The sequence below is a fragment of the Marinococcus luteus genome (assembly GCF_900106595.1).
GTDB classification, from domain to species: domain Bacteria; phylum Bacillota; class Bacilli; order Bacillales; family Marinococcaceae; genus Marinococcus; species Marinococcus luteus.
Genome location: NZ_FNNC01000007.1, coordinates 97,160 through 113,740 on the forward strand (window position 1 = coordinate 97,160; position 16,581 = coordinate 113,740).

14 protein-coding genes and 1 riboswitch are annotated in these 16,581 nt (G+C 46.9%); of the genes, 9 read left to right on the top strand and 5 right to left on the bottom strand.

The features are described 5' to 3' along the window. Positions 1–6: 6 nt before the first annotated feature. Positions 7–114: riboswitch (SAM riboswitch) on the top strand. A gap of 151 nt (positions 115–265) precedes the next feature. Next, a complete protein-coding gene (metK, locus tag BLV22_RS13650) occupies positions 266–1,480 on the top strand; it encodes a methionine adenosyltransferase (RefSeq protein ID WP_091616484.1) in 1,215 nt (404 codons plus the stop codon). 54 nt (positions 1,481–1,534) lie between these two features. Here the strand turns inward: metK and putP are convergent, their stop codons facing one another. Then, a complete protein-coding gene (putP, locus tag BLV22_RS13655) occupies positions 1,535–3,016 on the bottom strand; it encodes a sodium/proline symporter PutP (protein WP_425433814.1) in 1,482 nt (493 codons plus the stop codon). Between the two features lie 364 nt (positions 3,017–3,380). Between putP and BLV22_RS13660 the strand changes: the two genes are divergently transcribed. The 5 genes from BLV22_RS13660 (at position 3,381) to BLV22_RS15110 (ending at position 9,083) form a co-directional block, all read left to right on the top strand. Further along, a complete protein-coding gene (locus BLV22_RS13660) occupies positions 3,381–4,784 on the top strand; it encodes a sigma-54 interaction domain-containing protein (protein ID WP_091616486.1) in 1,404 nt (467 codons plus the stop codon). Between the two features lie 149 nt (positions 4,785–4,933). Beyond that, positions 4,934–5,842 carry a proline dehydrogenase family protein gene (locus BLV22_RS13665; protein WP_091616489.1) on the top strand — a complete coding sequence of 303 codons (909 nt, stop codon included), beginning with the start codon at positions 4,934–4,936 and terminating at the stop codon, positions 5,840–5,842. A 151-nt stretch (positions 5,843–5,993) separates the two neighbouring features. After that, positions 5,994–6,923: a DMT family transporter gene (locus tag BLV22_RS13670; protein ID WP_342706679.1), complete on the top strand. Its 930-nt coding sequence runs from the start codon at positions 5,994–5,996 to the stop codon at positions 6,921–6,923. Positions 6,924–7,023: 100 nt separating this feature from the next. After that, a complete protein-coding gene (locus BLV22_RS13675; protein WP_091616493.1) occupies positions 7,024–8,844 on the top strand; it encodes a UbiD family decarboxylase in 1,821 nt (606 codons plus the stop codon). Between the two features lie 86 nt (positions 8,845–8,930). Then, positions 8,931–9,083, top strand: coding sequence for a hypothetical protein (locus BLV22_RS15110; RefSeq protein ID WP_176967783.1), 153 nt, complete (start codon positions 8,931–8,933; stop codon positions 9,081–9,083). Between the two features lie 60 nt (positions 9,084–9,143). On the opposite strand, the gene BLV22_RS15310 is transcribed toward BLV22_RS15110, so the two are convergent. After that, positions 9,144–9,668, bottom strand: coding sequence for a thiol-disulfide oxidoreductase DCC family protein (locus BLV22_RS15310; protein ID WP_143030988.1), 525 nt, complete (start codon positions 9,666–9,668; stop codon positions 9,144–9,146). A gap of 160 nt (positions 9,669–9,828) precedes the next feature. Between BLV22_RS15310 and BLV22_RS13685 the strand changes: the two genes are divergently transcribed. Beyond that, positions 9,829–10,281: a universal stress protein gene (locus BLV22_RS13685; RefSeq protein ID WP_176967785.1), complete on the top strand. Its 453-nt coding sequence runs from the start codon at positions 9,829–9,831 to the stop codon at positions 10,279–10,281. 187 nt (positions 10,282–10,468) lie between these two features. Then, complete coding sequence (locus tag BLV22_RS13690; RefSeq protein ID WP_176967786.1) at positions 10,469–11,851, top strand: DUF2254 domain-containing protein; 1,383 nt, start codon at positions 10,469–10,471, stop codon at positions 11,849–11,851. Positions 11,852–11,964: 113 nt separating this feature from the next. Here the strand turns inward: BLV22_RS13690 and thpD are convergent, their stop codons facing one another. Together thpD and BLV22_RS13700 are read right to left on the bottom strand one after the other, a co-directional pair. Beyond that, the gene (thpD, locus tag BLV22_RS13695; protein ID WP_091616501.1) at positions 11,965–12,900 is read right to left on the bottom strand and encodes an ectoine hydroxylase; all 936 of its coding nucleotides are present in this window, start codon (positions 12,898–12,900) and stop codon (positions 11,965–11,967) included. 406 nt (positions 12,901–13,306) lie between these two features. Further along, positions 13,307–13,741 carry a universal stress protein gene (locus BLV22_RS13700; RefSeq protein ID WP_091616503.1) on the bottom strand — a complete coding sequence of 145 codons (435 nt, stop codon included), beginning with the start codon at positions 13,739–13,741 and terminating at the stop codon, positions 13,307–13,309. A 394-nt stretch (positions 13,742–14,135) separates the two neighbouring features. Between BLV22_RS13700 and BLV22_RS13705 the strand changes: the two genes are divergently transcribed. After that, positions 14,136–15,713 carry a BCCT family transporter gene (locus tag BLV22_RS13705; RefSeq protein ID WP_091616504.1) on the top strand — a complete coding sequence of 526 codons (1,578 nt, stop codon included), beginning with the start codon at positions 14,136–14,138 and terminating at the stop codon, positions 15,711–15,713. Between the two features lie 51 nt (positions 15,714–15,764). On the opposite strand, the gene BLV22_RS13710 is transcribed toward BLV22_RS13705, so the two are convergent. Continuing rightward, a complete protein-coding gene (locus BLV22_RS13710; protein WP_091616506.1) occupies positions 15,765–16,490 on the bottom strand; it encodes an MBL fold metallo-hydrolase in 726 nt (241 codons plus the stop codon). Positions 16,491–16,581: the final 91 nt, after the last annotated feature.

The following is a 16,581-nucleotide window of genomic DNA, read 5'->3' on the forward strand; positions in this document are numbered from 1 at the left end:
CGGATACTCTTATCCTGAGCAGGTGGAGGGACAGTCCCTGAGAAGCCCAGCAACCATCCGGAAACGGAAAGGTGCTAACCTGGAGAGGCAGACAGATGCCTTGAAAGATAAGAGGCGAAAAAGCTGAACTGACAGCCCCTTTTCCCTCAATTTTTTGGGACAAGGGGTTTTTCTTGTACACAACGGCCTACTGCCGTTTTCTTTTCGTCTACCCCGAGAATGGGAGAGTACACCCGTAGCAGGCAGTTAAAAAGGAGGCAGCAGCGTGTCTACAATTGGACGACGTTTATTTACGTCGGAATCTGTGACAGAAGGGCACCCGGACAAGGTGTGTGATCAGATTTCCGACGCGATTTTGGATGAAATTTTAAAGGATGATCCGAATGCCCGGGTGGCAGCGGAAACAGTAGTGAACACTGGTCTCGTATTGGTGGCAGGAGAAATATCGACATCTACATACGTGGATATTCCTAAAATTGCCCGGGAAACTTTGAAAGACATTGGTTATACACGTGCAAAATACGGCTTTGATTACGAAACGTGCTCGGTTTTGACGTCTATCGATGAACAGTCGGCTGACATTGCCCAGGGCGTTGACGAGGCGCTTGAGACCCGTGAAGGTTCGATGACTGAAGATGAATTGGAATCGATCGGAGCGGGGGACCAGGGCTTGATGTTTGGGTATGCAGATAACGAAACCGATGAACTCATGCCTCTGCCGATCTCGCTTGCGCACAAGCTGGCACGCCAGTTAACGAAAGTGCGGAAAGACGGCAATCTTTCGTATCTGCGTCCGGATGGAAAGACGCAGGTTACCGTGGAATACGGAGATGACGGGAAGCCGCTCCGGGTGGAAACGATCGTTATTTCCACCCAGCATTCAGATGACGTAACGCTTGCTCAAATTGAAGAGGATATGCACAAATACGTTATCGAACCGGTAGTACCGGCAGAGCTTCTCGACGCTAAAACCAACTATTTCATAAACCCGACCGGCCGCTTTGTCATTGGCGGGCCGCAGGGAGACGCCGGGCTTACAGGAAGAAAAATCATTGTCGATACGTACGGTGGCTATGCCCGTCACGGCGGTGGTGCGTTTTCCGGTAAAGACCCGACAAAAGTCGACCGTTCCGCATCATATGCAGCCCGGTATGTAGCGAAAAATATTATTGCAGCAGGCCTTGCAGATAAATGCGAAGTTCAGCTTGCGTACGCGATCGGAGTAGCTCAGCCGGTCTCCATTTCGATCGCCACGTTTGGTACGGGGAAAGTATCAGAAGAGGTGCTCGTAAAGCTTGCCAATGAAAACTTTGACCTCCGTCCGGCAGGCATCATCAAAATGCTTGATCTCCGCCGGCCGATTTACAGACAGACAGCTGCTTACGGTCACTTCGGCCGTCATGACGTTGATCTGCCATGGGAACGCACGGACAAAGCAGCGGCACTTCAAGAACAGGCATTCACCGAAAATCAGCACTAAACAGACTAATACCCGCTCCTGTTTATATCAGGAAGCGGGTATTTTTTATCTAGCTCAGTTTTTCTCCGTGTACGTGCCGACAGAGTCAAATTCTGTTTTAATTTTTTCAGAAGGTTTCGGTCCAAGCAGGCTGACCACGATAATGATCAGAACATTTATAAAGAAGCCGGGCACAATTTCATAGAGATCAAACAACCCTCCGGTAAGCTGAACCCAGATAATTACGGTTGTTCCGCCGGCGATCATTCCGGCAAGTACACCCCACATGCTCGTCCGGCGCCAGAATAGGGAGAAAAGCATCGCAGGCCCAAACACCGCGCCGAATCCGGCCCACGCGTAGCTCACGAGTTCAAGCACCGTGCTCCCCGGGTTGGAGGCGAGCAGCAGGGCGACGAGGGCGATGACGATAACGCCAATCCGGCCGACCCAAACGAGCTCGCGGTCAGAAGCTTTGGGGCGGAGCATCCCTTTGTAAAAGTCTTCCGCAAGGGCACTTGAGGATACAAGCAGCTGGGAATCCACCGTGCTCATAATAGCAGCAAGAATCGCTGCGAGAAGAACCCCGGAAACCCACGGGTTAAACAGTACCTGGGTAAACAGAATAAAGACCGTTTCCTGGTTCCCTTCGCCGAGCTGGGCGTTACCTGAAAAGTAAGCAATACCAATAAATCCCGTGAAAATAGCGCCGAGAAGAGAAATAACCATCCAGCTCATGCCTACAAACCGGGCCACCGGAATTTCTTTTTCGGAACGTATCGCCATAAACCTGGTAATAATATGCGGCTGGCCAAAGTAGCCGAGCCCCCAGGCGAGCAGGGAAACAACAGAAATAACGCTCACATTCGTAAAGGCACTTAACGCATCCGGATTAATGGAGGCGACGGTCTGGACAGAATTTCCCCATCCGCCAATTTCTATAACGGCAGCGATTGGAACAGCCACGAGGGCAAGAAACATCAGAATACCCTGGATAAAGTCAGTCCAGCTGACAGCCATAAATCCGCCGAGGAACGTATAGGTAATAATAACAGCACCGCCGATCCAAAGGGCCGCCTGATAGGAAAGGCCGAAGGAACTGACAAACAGGGTAGCGCCTCCGACCAGTCCGGAGGAGGTATAAAAAGTGAAGAAAATAAGTATAAATAATGCCGAAACAATACGCAGTGCTTTTGTTTTATCGTGGAAGCGGTTTTCAAGAAAGTCGGGTATCGTAATCGAATCGTTGGCGATGATTGTATACCTGCGCAGTCTTCTCGCCTGAAACTGCCAGTTCAAATAAGCTCCAATGGTGAGGCCGATAGGCAGCCATATTTCACTCATTCCGCCCAGATACATGGCTCCGGGGAGGCCGAGCAGAAGCCAGCTGCTCATGTCAGATGCTCCGGCACTGAGTGCGGCTACGGGTCCGTTTAATTTTCGTCCGCCTAAAACGTAATCCGAGAGGTTATTGGTCAGCTTGTAGAATAAAAAACCAATGCTAAGCATAACAACAAGGTAAACGATAAAAGTCACAATTGTTGGTACGGAAATATCCATTTAGGTGGTCTCCTTTTTTGATTTAACATAACTGATTGCTGCTAAAACTACAGTAAGCGGCATGGGTATTAATATCAGCAGCCATGTGAATAGTGTTATCCCTTCCATTCAGTACACCTCCCCTTGAATGTACTTTTATATGTTGCAAGAATAGTGCCAATATTCTTAACTTCAACAGGCGCTTAATAAAACCGGTGGAGACGTCCATTATAATTGAATACTTCGCTGGATAGAAGCGTAATTAGAAAATTAAGGGTTTAAAGGTGCAAAATTTTGCACTCCTAAGTTTTGGCATTTTGCGTACGTAGCCTTCGCACTTCATGATAAAATCAAATCAAGAATAAATTATAAAGAGGGTGGGTCCATGGTATATCAAGGTACGAATTCGTTATCCTATCCTGAGCTGAACGATGTATTTGATCATTTAATGGTGAAAATGGATCAGGGGATCCGTGTTATTGATACAGATGAAAACCTGATTATTTATAATGACAAAATGCGCGAAATTGAGTCCATGACGTATGAAGACTTTAATAATAAAGGTATGATGGACGTTTTTCTGTTCGAGCATGAACGGGACAGCAGACTACTCCAGGCTATTAAGCAGGGAGTGGAAACGAGAGAAAAAAAGCAGCATTATACAAACAGCCGCGGGAAAAATATTACGACTATTAATGAAATTTTTCCGATTTATTCGGGCGGCCGTATCGTGGCAGCAGCCGAGATCGCAAAGGATGTCACCCGCATGGAAAAGCTGGTTCGTGAAAACCAGAAAAAAACCGACAATGGGCTTTTCACATTTGACCAGATTATCGGGCATTCTGCTGAGATCACAGGGGTGGTGCAGAACGCAAAGCGGGCAACGAGGACGTCGTCCTCGGTATTAATCGTTGGAGAGACAGGCACAGGGAAGGAACTGTTTGCCCAGAGCATTCACAGTGAAAGCGAGCGGGCCGGACAGCCGTTTGTGTCACAGAACTGTGCCGCGCTTCCGGAAACGCTTATTGAGGGCATTCTGTTTGGCACCGTAAAAGGAGCGTTTACAGGAGCATCCGAACGGGCCGGGCTGTTTGAAAAGGCAGAAGGCGGGACGCTTCTGCTTGATGAAATTAATTCGCTGCCGGTAGCGCTGCAGGCAAAGCTTCTGCGCGTCCTGCAGGAAAAGAAGGTAACCCGTTTAGGGTCGCACAAAGAGCAGTCCATTAATGTCCGTATTATCGCCACAATGAACAAAGAGCCGGCAGAGGCTATTCAAAACAACGAGCTGCGCGAGGATCTTTTTTACCGTATTGGCGTCGTTACGTTGTACGTCCCTGCGCTCCGGGAAAGAAAAACAGATATTGAGCCGCTGGTGGAAACCTTTCTGGAAAAGTACAACCGGGTTTTTCAAATGGATGTGAACCGTATCTCCCCGGCGGTGAAAACGAGGCTGGAGTCCTATCACTGGCCGGGGAACATCCGGGAGCTTGAACACGTCATCGAAGGAGCGATGAATTTAATGCTTGATGAAGAAGTGATTGAAGAAAGTCACCTGCCGGATCACTTCCGCAAACGCACTGACCTTCTGGAAACAGGAGGGAGAGAGAGAAGCGGTTTGGACGGGACAAGCAGCCAGGAAGGAAGTTTAAAGGAACGTCTGCTTGAAATGGAATTTGCTTTAATCAAAGAAGCGCTGCACCAAAGCGGAGGCAACGTAATGCAGGCAGCCAAGGAGCTTGGAATCAGCCGGCAGAGTCTGCAGTACCGGATGAGTAAATTTCATTTATAATTTTTGCATAAAGCGCAAAATTTCTTGCGGTTTTGACGAACATGCTATTTCTTTTTGCGTATAATCCTGCGGACGCCCATGCAGTCGTGTTGGCACGTATTTTGCAACAGTGTAGGGCATAGTACTGAAAAGATCAGGAGGGTGCACCTATGACAATTTCACGTTCGTTTTTTATATTTCTTTCCCAAAATAAGACGCTGACAAAGGGCGCCAAAAAGTGGGGCATTCACCTCGGAGCTTCAAAAGTAGTGGCTGGAGAAGATATTGATGAAGCATTAACAACCATTCAATCGATGAACGAACAGGGCCTGATGGCGACTATTGACCATCTTGGGGAATTTATAACGGAAAAATCAGAGGTGGAAGAAGCCAAGCAGAAAACCATCGAGATTATTGATAGCGTCTATGCGAAAAACGTACAGTCAGAGCTGACAGTGAAGCTGACGAAGCTTGGGCTTGATATAGATACGGACTACTGCATAGAGAATATGAAGGAAATCCTCCAGGCGGCCAAGGAAAAACAAAATTTCGTAAATATCGACATGGAAGACTATTCCCGATATGAAAAGACACTGAATGTACTGAAAACGCTCCGAAAGGAATATGATAATGTAGGTACTGTCCTCCAGGGTTATTTACGGCGGGGTCTCGATGATCTCGATGGTCTCGCAGAGGTGCCTCTCCGAATCGTAAAAGGGGCTTATCAGGAAAAAGAAGAGGTTGCCTTCAAAGACAAGCATGAGGTCGACGCCAATTATTTTCTGATGATTCAAAAACATCTGCAGCAGGAAGGTTTTACCGCCATCGGCACGCATGATCACCGTATTATTAACGCGGTTAAGCTGTTTGTGGAAGACCAGGGCATCCCTTATCATACGTTCGAATTTCAAATGCTGTATGGCTTTCGAACAGAACTGCAGCTGCAGCTCGTGCAGGAAGGCTACAATGTCAGGGTCTACGTGCCATTTGGTAAAGAATGGTACGGGTATTTTATGAGAAGACTGGCAGAACGCCCGCAGAACCTTGTATCCGTGGCTAAAGGGATGATTGCGAAATAAAAAGTTCATGCAGCGCCGCTCCCGAAATGGGGCGGCGTTTTGGTTTCCAGACAGGCAGAAAACCTTGAAGCAATAGTTTAAACAGGCAGTATTTTCCGAGTATAATGGAAGTGAAACACAGCTGAAACTGGAAACAGAAAGGACGCCGATGATGCAGACAGTACAAAAACGACGGACGGCAGGCTTTTTGCTGGTGATAAGCGGAGCCTCCCTCTGGGGTATTGGAGGAACAGTATCGCAGTATATTTTTGAAATTCATCACCTGCCTGTGGAGTGGCTGGTGGCTGTCAGGCTGCTTCTTTCCGGCCTTCTCCTGTTAACTATTTCTTTAATGCTTGGAAATAAAGAAAAAGTAACCGGGATCTGGAAGCAGAAAAAGAGCGCAGGGGCAGTGGTTATATTCGGTTTATTCGGCATGCTTGCCGTTCAGTATACATATATGGCCTCCATTGAAAGCGGAAACGCAGCTGTGGCTACGCTGCTTCAATATTTGGCTCCGGTGTTCATTCTTGCGTACCTGCTTGCTGTCCGGCATACATATTGGAATATGCGGGATGCGGGCGCTGTGCTGATGGGACTTGCCGGCACGTTTCTGCTGCTGACAAATGGGGAGCTGGCCGGATTATCCGTGCCAACGGAAGCGGTAGTCTGGGGCCTTCTTTCCGGGGTCGCGCTTGCCTTCTATACTCTGTATGCAGGCCCTCTTTTAGCAGCGTGGGGGTCCATGAATGTAATCGGATGGGCGATGACGGTCGGAGGAGCAGCTGTAAGCTTTTTGCATGCCCCGTGGAACGCCGCATGGGGGAGCTGGACATGGAGCATGGCCGGGAGCGTAATTTTTGTTGTTATTTTCGGCACTATGATTGCTTTTTGGTTTTACCTGGAAAGCTTGAAATATTTAAAGCCGCAGGAAACAAGTATTTTGGGATGCCTGGAGCCGCTGGCAGCTATTTTGGCTTCGGTATGGTGGCTGCACGTTCCGTTTGGACTCTACCAGAGCGTGGGCACCTGTCTGATACTTGGAATGGTGATTTATTTGTCACTGCCGCAAAAGCAGCGGGCAAAGCCTGCACCGGCGTAAAGAATACGGGGTAAAAGGTGAATGAACACAGCCGTGAAGGAAAATATACTAAAATAAGTATAGAAAGTGAAAAACTATTTGGAAGGATGAATCGCTGCATATGTATCAGAACCTCAACGAATGCGTAGAAGATCTTGAAAAGCACGGCCATTTAGTACGAATCAAAGAAGAGGTCGATCCTTATTTGGAAATGGCTTCCGTTCATTTAAGGTTCTATGAACAGGAAGGGCCGGCCATTTTATTTGAAAATGTAAAAGGAAGTCCGTTCCAGGCTGTTTCTAATTTATTTGGCACCGTCGAACGCAGCAAATTCATTTTCCGGAAAAACTGGAAGCAGGTACAAAATGTTATTGCGATGAGAAATGATCCGGTGCAGGCGCTGAAGCATCCGCTTCGTAATATGACGAGCGGCCTGACGGCAGTAAAAGCACTTCCAAAGAAAAAGAAAGGCGGCACGGAAGATTTTCGGGAGGTAAGCATCAGCGATCTACCGATGATCCAGCACTGGCCCCGGGATGGCGGCGCCTTTCTCACTCTTCCGCAGGTGTATACCGAGGATCCGGAAAAATCGGGGCCGATGAATGCCAACCTTGGCATGTACCGGGTACAGCTTAGCGGCAATGAATTTATACAAGATGAAGAAGTGGGGCTGCATTACCAGATTCAACGGGGCATTGGTGTGCATCAGGCGAAGGCCGTAGCTAAGGGGGAGCCTTTGAAGGTTAGTATTTTTCTCGGCGGGCCTCCGGCACACACTATTTCAGCCGTGATGCCGCTTCCGGAAGGGCTGAGTGAGATGATGTTTGCTGGCATGCTGGCCGGGCGTCGTTTTCAGTACAGCTATGAAGACGGCTACTGCATTAATCATGATGCTGATTTTGTTATTACCGGTGAAATTTATCCGGAAGACACAAAGCCGGAAGGACCGTTTGGCGACCACCTGGGCTATTACAGCCTGACGCATGATTTCCCGGTCATGAAGGTTCATAAGGTGTATGCCAGAGACAAAGCTATTCTGCCGTTTACCGTAGTCGGCCGACCGCCGCAGGAGGATACATCGTTTGGCGCGGTGATTCATGAAATGACAGGGGAAGCGATCAAGCAGGAAATTACCGGTGTTAAAGAAGTTCATGCTGTAGATGCTGCAGGGGTGCACCCGCTTCTGCTGGCCATTGGCAGTGAACGGTATACGCCGTTTCAAAGCGTGAAGCAGCCGGCGGAGCTGTTAACAATTGCTAATCGTATTCTCGGAACAGGACAGTTAAGCCTGGCTAAATATTTATTTATTACAGCGGAACAGGAAAGAGAGCTCGATACGCATCAGGAGGAGGATTTTTTCACGTACATGCTTGAGCGGATTAATCTGCGCCGCGATCTTCACTTTCAGACCAAAACGACGATCGATACGCTTGATTACAGCGGCGAAGGGCTGAATGAGGGAAGCAAGGTAGTTATAGCGGCTTATGGGGACGTGAAGAGGGATCTTTGTCAACTTGTACCGGACGGCTTCCCGGCTGACAGTTCAATGCATTTGCCAAAGCTTGTGATGCCGGGCGTAATTGCGGTGGAAGCACCGGAGTTTGCCAGTTATAAACAGGCGGTTGAAGAAATAGCTGCTTTCGCTGAACGTCTCGATCAGCAATGGGATGTCAAAGAAACCCCGATGATTATTATCTGTGATGACAGCAGCTTTGTCAGTGATACGATGCGGAATTTCCTGTGGGCCGTTTTTACGCGCAGCAATCCTTCTCACGATATTCATGGCGTGAACAGCTTTTATGAAAACAAGCACTGGGGATGCGACAGTCTGATCATCGATGCCCGCATCAAGCCTCATCATGCACCGCCGCTGCTTCCGGATGAAAATGTGGAGCACCGGGTGGATGATCTTATGGAACGGATCGGCTTAAGGAAAAAATAGTCGGCTGAAAATATTAAAGTGGAACGAAAGCGTGAACAGAAAGACAACTGTTTGAAAAAGCAGAGTCATTAATCCAGAAGGGACTGATGCCTGTTATGGAAAAACGACAGCTTGGCAACAGTGACCTGCAGGTTACGCTTACGGGTGCCGATATGAAAGCAATTGATGATATTGCTTCTAAAGGTGCTGCTGCAGGTATGAGGTATCCCGAAGAAGGAATGAAAACGGTGAACAGGTAATAAAAGCAACCCAGCCCTCCGGATACACCTGGAAGGCTGGGTTTTTGTATGTTCAGGAGGCTAACTATTCTTAAAAGAGATATGCTTTAGACGGCTTTTTGAGATCACGTTATACAGCGGCACTCCAATGCGCTCAGCGTACGGGATATATAAAAGAAGAGCAGGAAGATAACTGAACGGAATAGCAAGCAGGAGCCGGCGGAAGGCATAAAAACCATGCAGCACCACTCCCCGGTCCGTGCACATGTGCAGTTCGTGCGCGGTGTTTCTTGAAGATAGGTAAGGGTAATCTTCGAGATGGAACCTGGCTTCCTGGATGGGAATCCAATGACAGCGGCGGTACAGATCGAAAAATTGAAAAATACGTACGGCTGCACGACAGGGCGGGCAGTGTTTGTCGAAAAATAAGTAATGAATAAAGCATCTGTCCTTTGAAAGAATTTCAAATACATTAATTGGTGAACGTTTAACACATATATTGTACGGGTATTTTCCCTGTAACGCCATAAAAACAAAAACGTCCGGGTGTGGCAGGGCGACAATTTCATATGCGGCGGAAATGGATGGATATAAAAGCCAGAACATAAGCCAGAAAAAGGATAATAATTCTTTTTCTGGCTTTTTATATTTTTTTAGGTGAAAAGCAGGTTCAAACGACAAAAAACAGAGCAGACACGGGCTATTTTGCGAAAGTTTAAGCAGAAGGCTGAAACAAGTAATTTAAAACAAGAAAGGAAAGATGAAATTGGCACAAATTAATCGTATACTCGTAGGAGTAGAAGCTCTCGAAGGCGCGTCCCATGATGCGTTTTATAAAGCAAAGGAATTGGCGGAGGAAAACAACGCCACGCTGATCATTGCATTTGTTATGGATAAAAACGGCTACGCTTCCCTGGAGCGTATGGACCCACATGGGTTCGGAAGATTGAAAAACCAGGCGGAATCGCGCTTGAAGGCATATAAAGAAAAGGCAGAAGAGAACGGGGTCAAAGACGTGGAAACCGTTCTCGAGGTAGGAATTCCGAAAAAGGAAATGGAAAATCTATGTGAAAAATATAATATCGACATGATTGTCGTTGGCGAGACTGGCTCCTCCAAAGTGGATCGGCTGTTTCTCGGGAATACAGCTAAAGCCATTCAGAAAAAAGCAAAATGTGACGTGAAGGTCGTATCGACCAAAGAAACAGTAAAAGAATAAACGCTGACAGCTAAAGCAGCATAACTGCTTCAGAGCCTTCTTCCCGCTCGTGCGGGGGAAGGCTCCATGTATGGGAATGCCCCGCAGCATATAATGCTGCCCGCAGATTAAAGCAATAGAAAAGGTGAACGAATTGAAATATTATTTACAGCAGCTAATGCCTAAAAAATTACGGCAGATTAAAAGTATGTCCTCAAGACAGAGGTGGTACGAACTACGTTCGAGTCTTTGGGTACTCCCGGCCATTTATATCATTCTGGCCGTGCTTTTAGCCATTGGCGCGTACTACTTGGAATTCGGGCTCGAGCCTGCTTTCGCCATGGCGCCAATCTTATCCACAGGGTATTCATTAACCCAGACAATGTACAGTACGCTGCTCTCAGGCGTACTCACGTTAAACGCTTTTACGTTTAACTCAATTCTCGTTGTTCTGACGAGCTTTTCCGGCCAGTTTACACCCCGGGTTTTGTTTAATTTTATCTCAGACCGCAGAACCCAGCATTCGATCGGTATCTTTAACTTGTGTTTCTTTTTCCTGTTGATCGGATTTTTCTTTTTGAATTCTTCGATGGATCAGTATACAGTATTTCCCGTACTCGGTGTATTAGCTACAGCCGTGTCGGTAATAAACTTCATTTTATTTATCAACCATGCAACTAAATGGATGCAGGTGCCAAGCATTACGACGAACATGAAAGAAGAATCGCAGCAGCGCATTCTCAATACACTGCTTTATGATCTCGAAGCGCACCGTGCTAAAAATAAAAACGAGGTACGCGAGCCGGAAACAGAAGGAGAGCCAACTATTGTCGCAAGTGAAACGACCGGCTTTATCCAGGTTATTGATTTTGGCAAAATCGTGAAAGAAGCAGCCAAAGACGGTATCGTGGTAAGGCTGGATCGCCGCATTGGGGATTTTGTGCTTGAAGGCATTCCCATTTTTTCTTACTGGAAGACAAGTGAAGAGCCTGATCTGCCGGTAAACGAAAAAAAGTACCGTAACCTGATGTATCTCGGGAAAAGTAAAACAGAAGTGCAGGACATCGAATTTGGGATCCGTAAATTGACCGAAATTGCGATCAAAGCGCTTGGAAATGATGAACCAATGACAGCACAGGATGCTATCTATCAGTTAACAGATCTCGTATTTTCTATTTCCAAGGTAACCCGCTTTACTTCGTATTTAACTGACGATAACGATACGCTCCGGTTGATTATGAAAGATGAACAGTTTTCTTATTATGTATACTCCGCCTTCACCTATATTGCCTCTTATGCAGAAGAAAAGCCCGGCGTAACTTTGACGCTCCTTGAAGCATTGGTCATTTTATCAAAAGCCTTGGAAACAAAGGACAAAAACTGCTGCTGGCATTACGGCAAAAGCATTGCCCGCAATTATTCCGGAAAACTTCCACAGGATTATGACCAGATCACGTTTATGAACCATTTGGAGCAGCTTTCAGGCTCGGTGAACGATAAAGGTAAATTTTACGAAATGATTGATGATTTTGTAGAAAAAGATTTACTGAAAAAGAAACTGGTAGATCGCAGAAAACAAGAACAGGGATAAAGCGAAGCCGATCCATCAGCAACAATGACTGGATCGGTCTTTTTTATGTGCTATAAAGGTTCCGAAGGAATATAAAAAACCGGGCCGCATATGCGGCCCGGTTGGGTGGAATATTACTTAAAAGATTTTGTTTCTTCTGTGAGGGATTCTGTTGTTGGTTCAATAGCGGAAGTGTCCTGGCGGTTGGCCAGAAATTCCGGGCGCGGCTCCTGGCCGCTGAACGGATCCACGAGCTTGTTTTCCACCGAGTTGAACACGAAGAAGACGTTGCTGCGCGGGTACGGCGAGATGTTGCCGGCCGAGCCGTGCATCGTGTTGCAGTCAAAGAAGAGCACCGAGCCCGCCGGGCCGGTCGCGCGGTCAATCTGGCCGCCGGCCTGCTCCGTGAGCCATTCCATGCTTTCGTTGTCCGGCACGCCGGTCTCCTGCTTTTTGAGCGACTGCTTGAAGTTGTCCTCCGGCGTGGTGCCCGGGCAGGATACGTACCATTTCTGCGAGCCGGGGATCAGCATGAGCGGGCCGTTGAACTCGTAGTTGTCCGTGAGGATGATCGAGCAGCTGAGCGCCCGCATGTCCGGCATGCCGTCCTCCATGTGCCAGGTTTCAAAATCCGAATGCCAGTAGAACTCCTTACCTTTAAAGCCTGGCTTAAAGTTTATCCGGGACTGCATCATGTAGACCTGGCTGCCGAGAATCTGCTGGGCGGCTTTGACAATGCGTTCGTTTTTGGCGAGCATTTCAAAGAACCCGCTGTCCTTATGGATTTCAAAGACGGAGCGGACTTCGTTGCTGTTCGGCTCCTTGATCACGTCGGGCGCGTCGCGCTCTTCGTTGCGCTTCATCGTTTCGCTGAGTTCGCGCTTCATCATCTCCACTTCCTCATCGGTAAACAGCTTCTGGAGCATGAGGTAGCCGTTCTCGTCGTAAAAGTCCAGTTCTTCTTTCTGCAGCGGACCGTCAAAATCGGAACCTCCGTGAACAACAGGGTCTTTCCGATCCATGATTTCCTTATGATCGCCTTGTCTGGATGGATACTTATCAATTGCCATGTTCGAGTCCTCCTAAAAAATTTTTAAAATAAAAGAATGAGTGCGGGCTGTAGAATCCCGCTTTAAAATGGATGTAGAAAAAACGATTCCTTGTGTGCACCGGCTGCTTGCCTGGTTGCATATAGAACAAAAGATAAAATAATGCACAGCGAAAACAAAAGAACAATAAGCCAGGGGAGAGGAGTAAATCGGCTTTTGAACGCAAAAAAGCCAGAAAAGAGACAGGTCTTTTCTGGCTTATGTTTTAGGCGCTATTGTCCAAACATTTCCACCATGCATATATTTTTTTCGTCCCTCAATTATGGGGAACACTTAAACTGTTCCCGCTTATAAAAGGAATAAACATAAATTTTCAAAAAAAAGCAGCGGCAATTGTTCGCCGGCTGCCTTTTAAAGCATTTAGCTTTTAAGAACGGACCACCATGACACTGCACGGTGCCGCTTTTGCAATGTGCTCGGATACACTGCCCATAAATATTTTTTCTACGGCGTTTAAGCCGGTCGCGCCGGTAATTATTAAATCTACGTGGTATTTCGGGACGATATCACGGATAATTTTCGTTTTGGGAGAGCCGTATAAAAGTTCTACGGTTACATCTGTAATGCCTGCTTCTTCTGCCTGTTTTTTATACTTTGCCAGCAGTGCGTTGGCATCTTCCTGTACTTTTTCAATAATAGAAGGAGCATAACTGCTCATCGGCTGATAGGCATTTTTATTAATCACCCTGGCAATTATAAGCTGAGCTTCCTGTGCTTTAGCAATAGGGAGAGCGGTCTCAAAAGCATATTCGGCCTGCTCGGACCCGTCGACAGCGACTAATACAACGTTCATTGTGTGCATAGAACATCCTCCTAATATAATGAATTAACAGGGGTATCCTGCCTGAAACCTAATGCTGGAAAGAAGAATAGGACAAATGCAGATCGTTTTATGCAACTCTTTGATGAATTATATTCTATGTTCATTGTACATGATATTTTTGACATTTACGACGCCAATAAATGAATAATTAGTGAAATAGTCATGAAAATTCATTGAAAATTTCTTCAAATAAGTGAATTTGTGTATTATTTGCAAAGTGATTCGGGTAAATCAAATCATAGGCCATTATACATTAGTTCTTTGATCCTAATACTATTTCAAAGAGTTTTTTGGAACTAACTGTTATTGAGAGGCCTTATATGTTAAAGTTTCGTTAATTCGTTTCCGCAAGCAAAGAGAGGAGGAAAGCATCATGAGTGAAAAAGAGAAAAAATTCAAATTTCTCAACAGTATCTTTTTCATTTCTTTTATCATCATTTTTGTATTTGCATTGTGGGGGGCAATAGCACCAAAGGCCCTGCAGGCACAGGCCGAATTTACATACGGCTTTATCGCTGATACGTTCGGCTGGTTTTATTTACTCTTTGTACTGTTTTTGATCTTATTTAACTTGTATATGGCGTTTAGTAAGTACGGGCGTGTCAGGCTCGGAGGCGACGATGCACGGCCGAAATATCCTTTTTTCACCTGGATCGCGATGCTTTTCAGCTGTGGATTTGGTGTAAGTATTGTTTTCTGGGGCGTGGCAGAACCAATGACCCACTTCCAGACACCTCCGCCCTGGACGAACGTAGAGCCGGGCACACCGGAAGCGGCAAGAGAAGCAATGTGGAACACATTTTTTAACAACGGTATTCACCAGTGGGCGTCATTTACATTTGTGGGACTTGCGATTTCCTACTTTTTATACCGGCAGGAGGAGCGGAGTCTTATCAGTGACACAATGAACGGTGTTATTGGAGACGGCACCCGCCCGCTCCGCAAAGGTTTCCGTAACGGAGTGGATATCATCGCCGTAATTGCTACAGTGATGGGGGTGGCTACCACACTTGGTCTGAGTGTTCTGCAGATCAGCGGCGGTTTGAACAGTGTGTTTGAAATTCCTGCAAGTTCCACCACCCAGTTTACTATTGTAGCTGTCATGTTTGTAGCTTTTATGGTTTCCACCATCTCTGGTCTGGACCGCGGAATAAAATATTTGAGTAATGTAAACCTCGGTCTGGCTTTGTTTTTAATGGTAGCGGTAGTGTTTATCGGACCTACCGGCTTTATTCTTGAAACCATCACAATGGGTCTTGGCGATTATGTGCAAAACTTTTTCCAGGCAAGTCTGCGTATGGAAAACTATACAGACGGCACCTGGGTGCAGGACTGGCCGATTTATTACTGGGCCTGGACGATTGCCTGGTCTCCATTTGTGGGCATGTTCGTAGCCCGTATTTCCAAAGGGCGTACGCTTCGGGAATTCGTCCTTGGTGTTATGGTTGCTCCTCCGTTTATCGGTATGATCTGGATCGGTATTTTCGGCGGGACTGCGATTAATCTGGATTTATTCCACGGCACAGATATAGCGGGAATTGTTGCGGAGGATACGACACGGGCCATGTTTGCGATGCTGGATAACATACCGCTCGGCACTCTGCTCTCAGTACTGTCGATCTGCCTGCTGTTTACATTTCTGGTAACGTCAGCAGACTCTGCAACGTTTGTGCTGGGCATGATGACCTCCAACGGGGACACGAACCCACCAATGCTTTTAAAAGTAATCTGGGGCGCTTTGATCGCCGGATTGGCTACTGTGCTGATTATCAGCGCCGGTCTTGACGGGCTGCAGACAGTTTCTCTTATCGGGGCCCTGCCGTTCTCTATTGTCCTGTTCATCTCTGCTATTTCCTTACTGAAATCCGTACGAAAGGATTACAAGGAAACGAGACTTCGGGAGGAAGAAGAGCGCCGGCAGCGGATTCGGGAGGATATTGAAAACTCTTAATTAAAGTACAAACGAAAGCACCTCCGCTAGCCGCGGAGGTGCTTTTTTCGTTCAGGATAAAATCTCCCGGATTTTTTGATTAATGTCACCGTGTACTATACCTCCGTGATAGCAAACCGCGGTAGTCATATCAAATTCGAGCAGCTTTTCGAGGGAACGGTGAGCCTGTTCCATGTCGGGCGTGACTTCTGCACGGGGACCGAAAAGTTCGCCATCTTCAGCAGTCAAAGCATCGCCGGCAATAAGCGTATGGCTGTTTTCATGATACAGGCTGATATGTCCGGGAGCATGACCGGGCGTATGCACTGCGGTCAGCCCTTCCACAGGTTTATTTCCTTCTTCCACGGTTTCACTGATAAGCGATGGTTCGGTTTTATCGAGCATATAGCCAACTCTGTTCCGCTTTTCTTCCGGAAGGGTATCGATCAGGTTTGCTTTAGCGTTACTGCTAAGTTTAATCAATGGTTCTTCTCCGTCTACGTAAGGTTTGTCCGCATAGTGCGCGAGAATACGCAGTTTGGGATGATCGTGAAGAATTTCGGGGAGGCTCCCGATGTGATCAATGTCCTGATGGGTTAAGATGATAGTATCAAGGTGATCGGGATTCAAATTTTCTTTTCGTATCAATTCATATATTTCTTCCTCGTATCCGGGCATACCTGTGTCAAAGAGAATAAGACGGCCATTGTTATTCATGAGGGTTAAGTGTAATACCATGGTATCTTTTCCCTGGGGCACAGAAAGCTCGAGCACGTGCATGGTTTCTGTCAGCTTCATAGCGGCCGAAGCACTTGGCTTCGGTTCACCTCCTTGTAGTAATAATGAACCTAAAAGAATTATTCCTCATTTTCTTTTATCTATAACATGT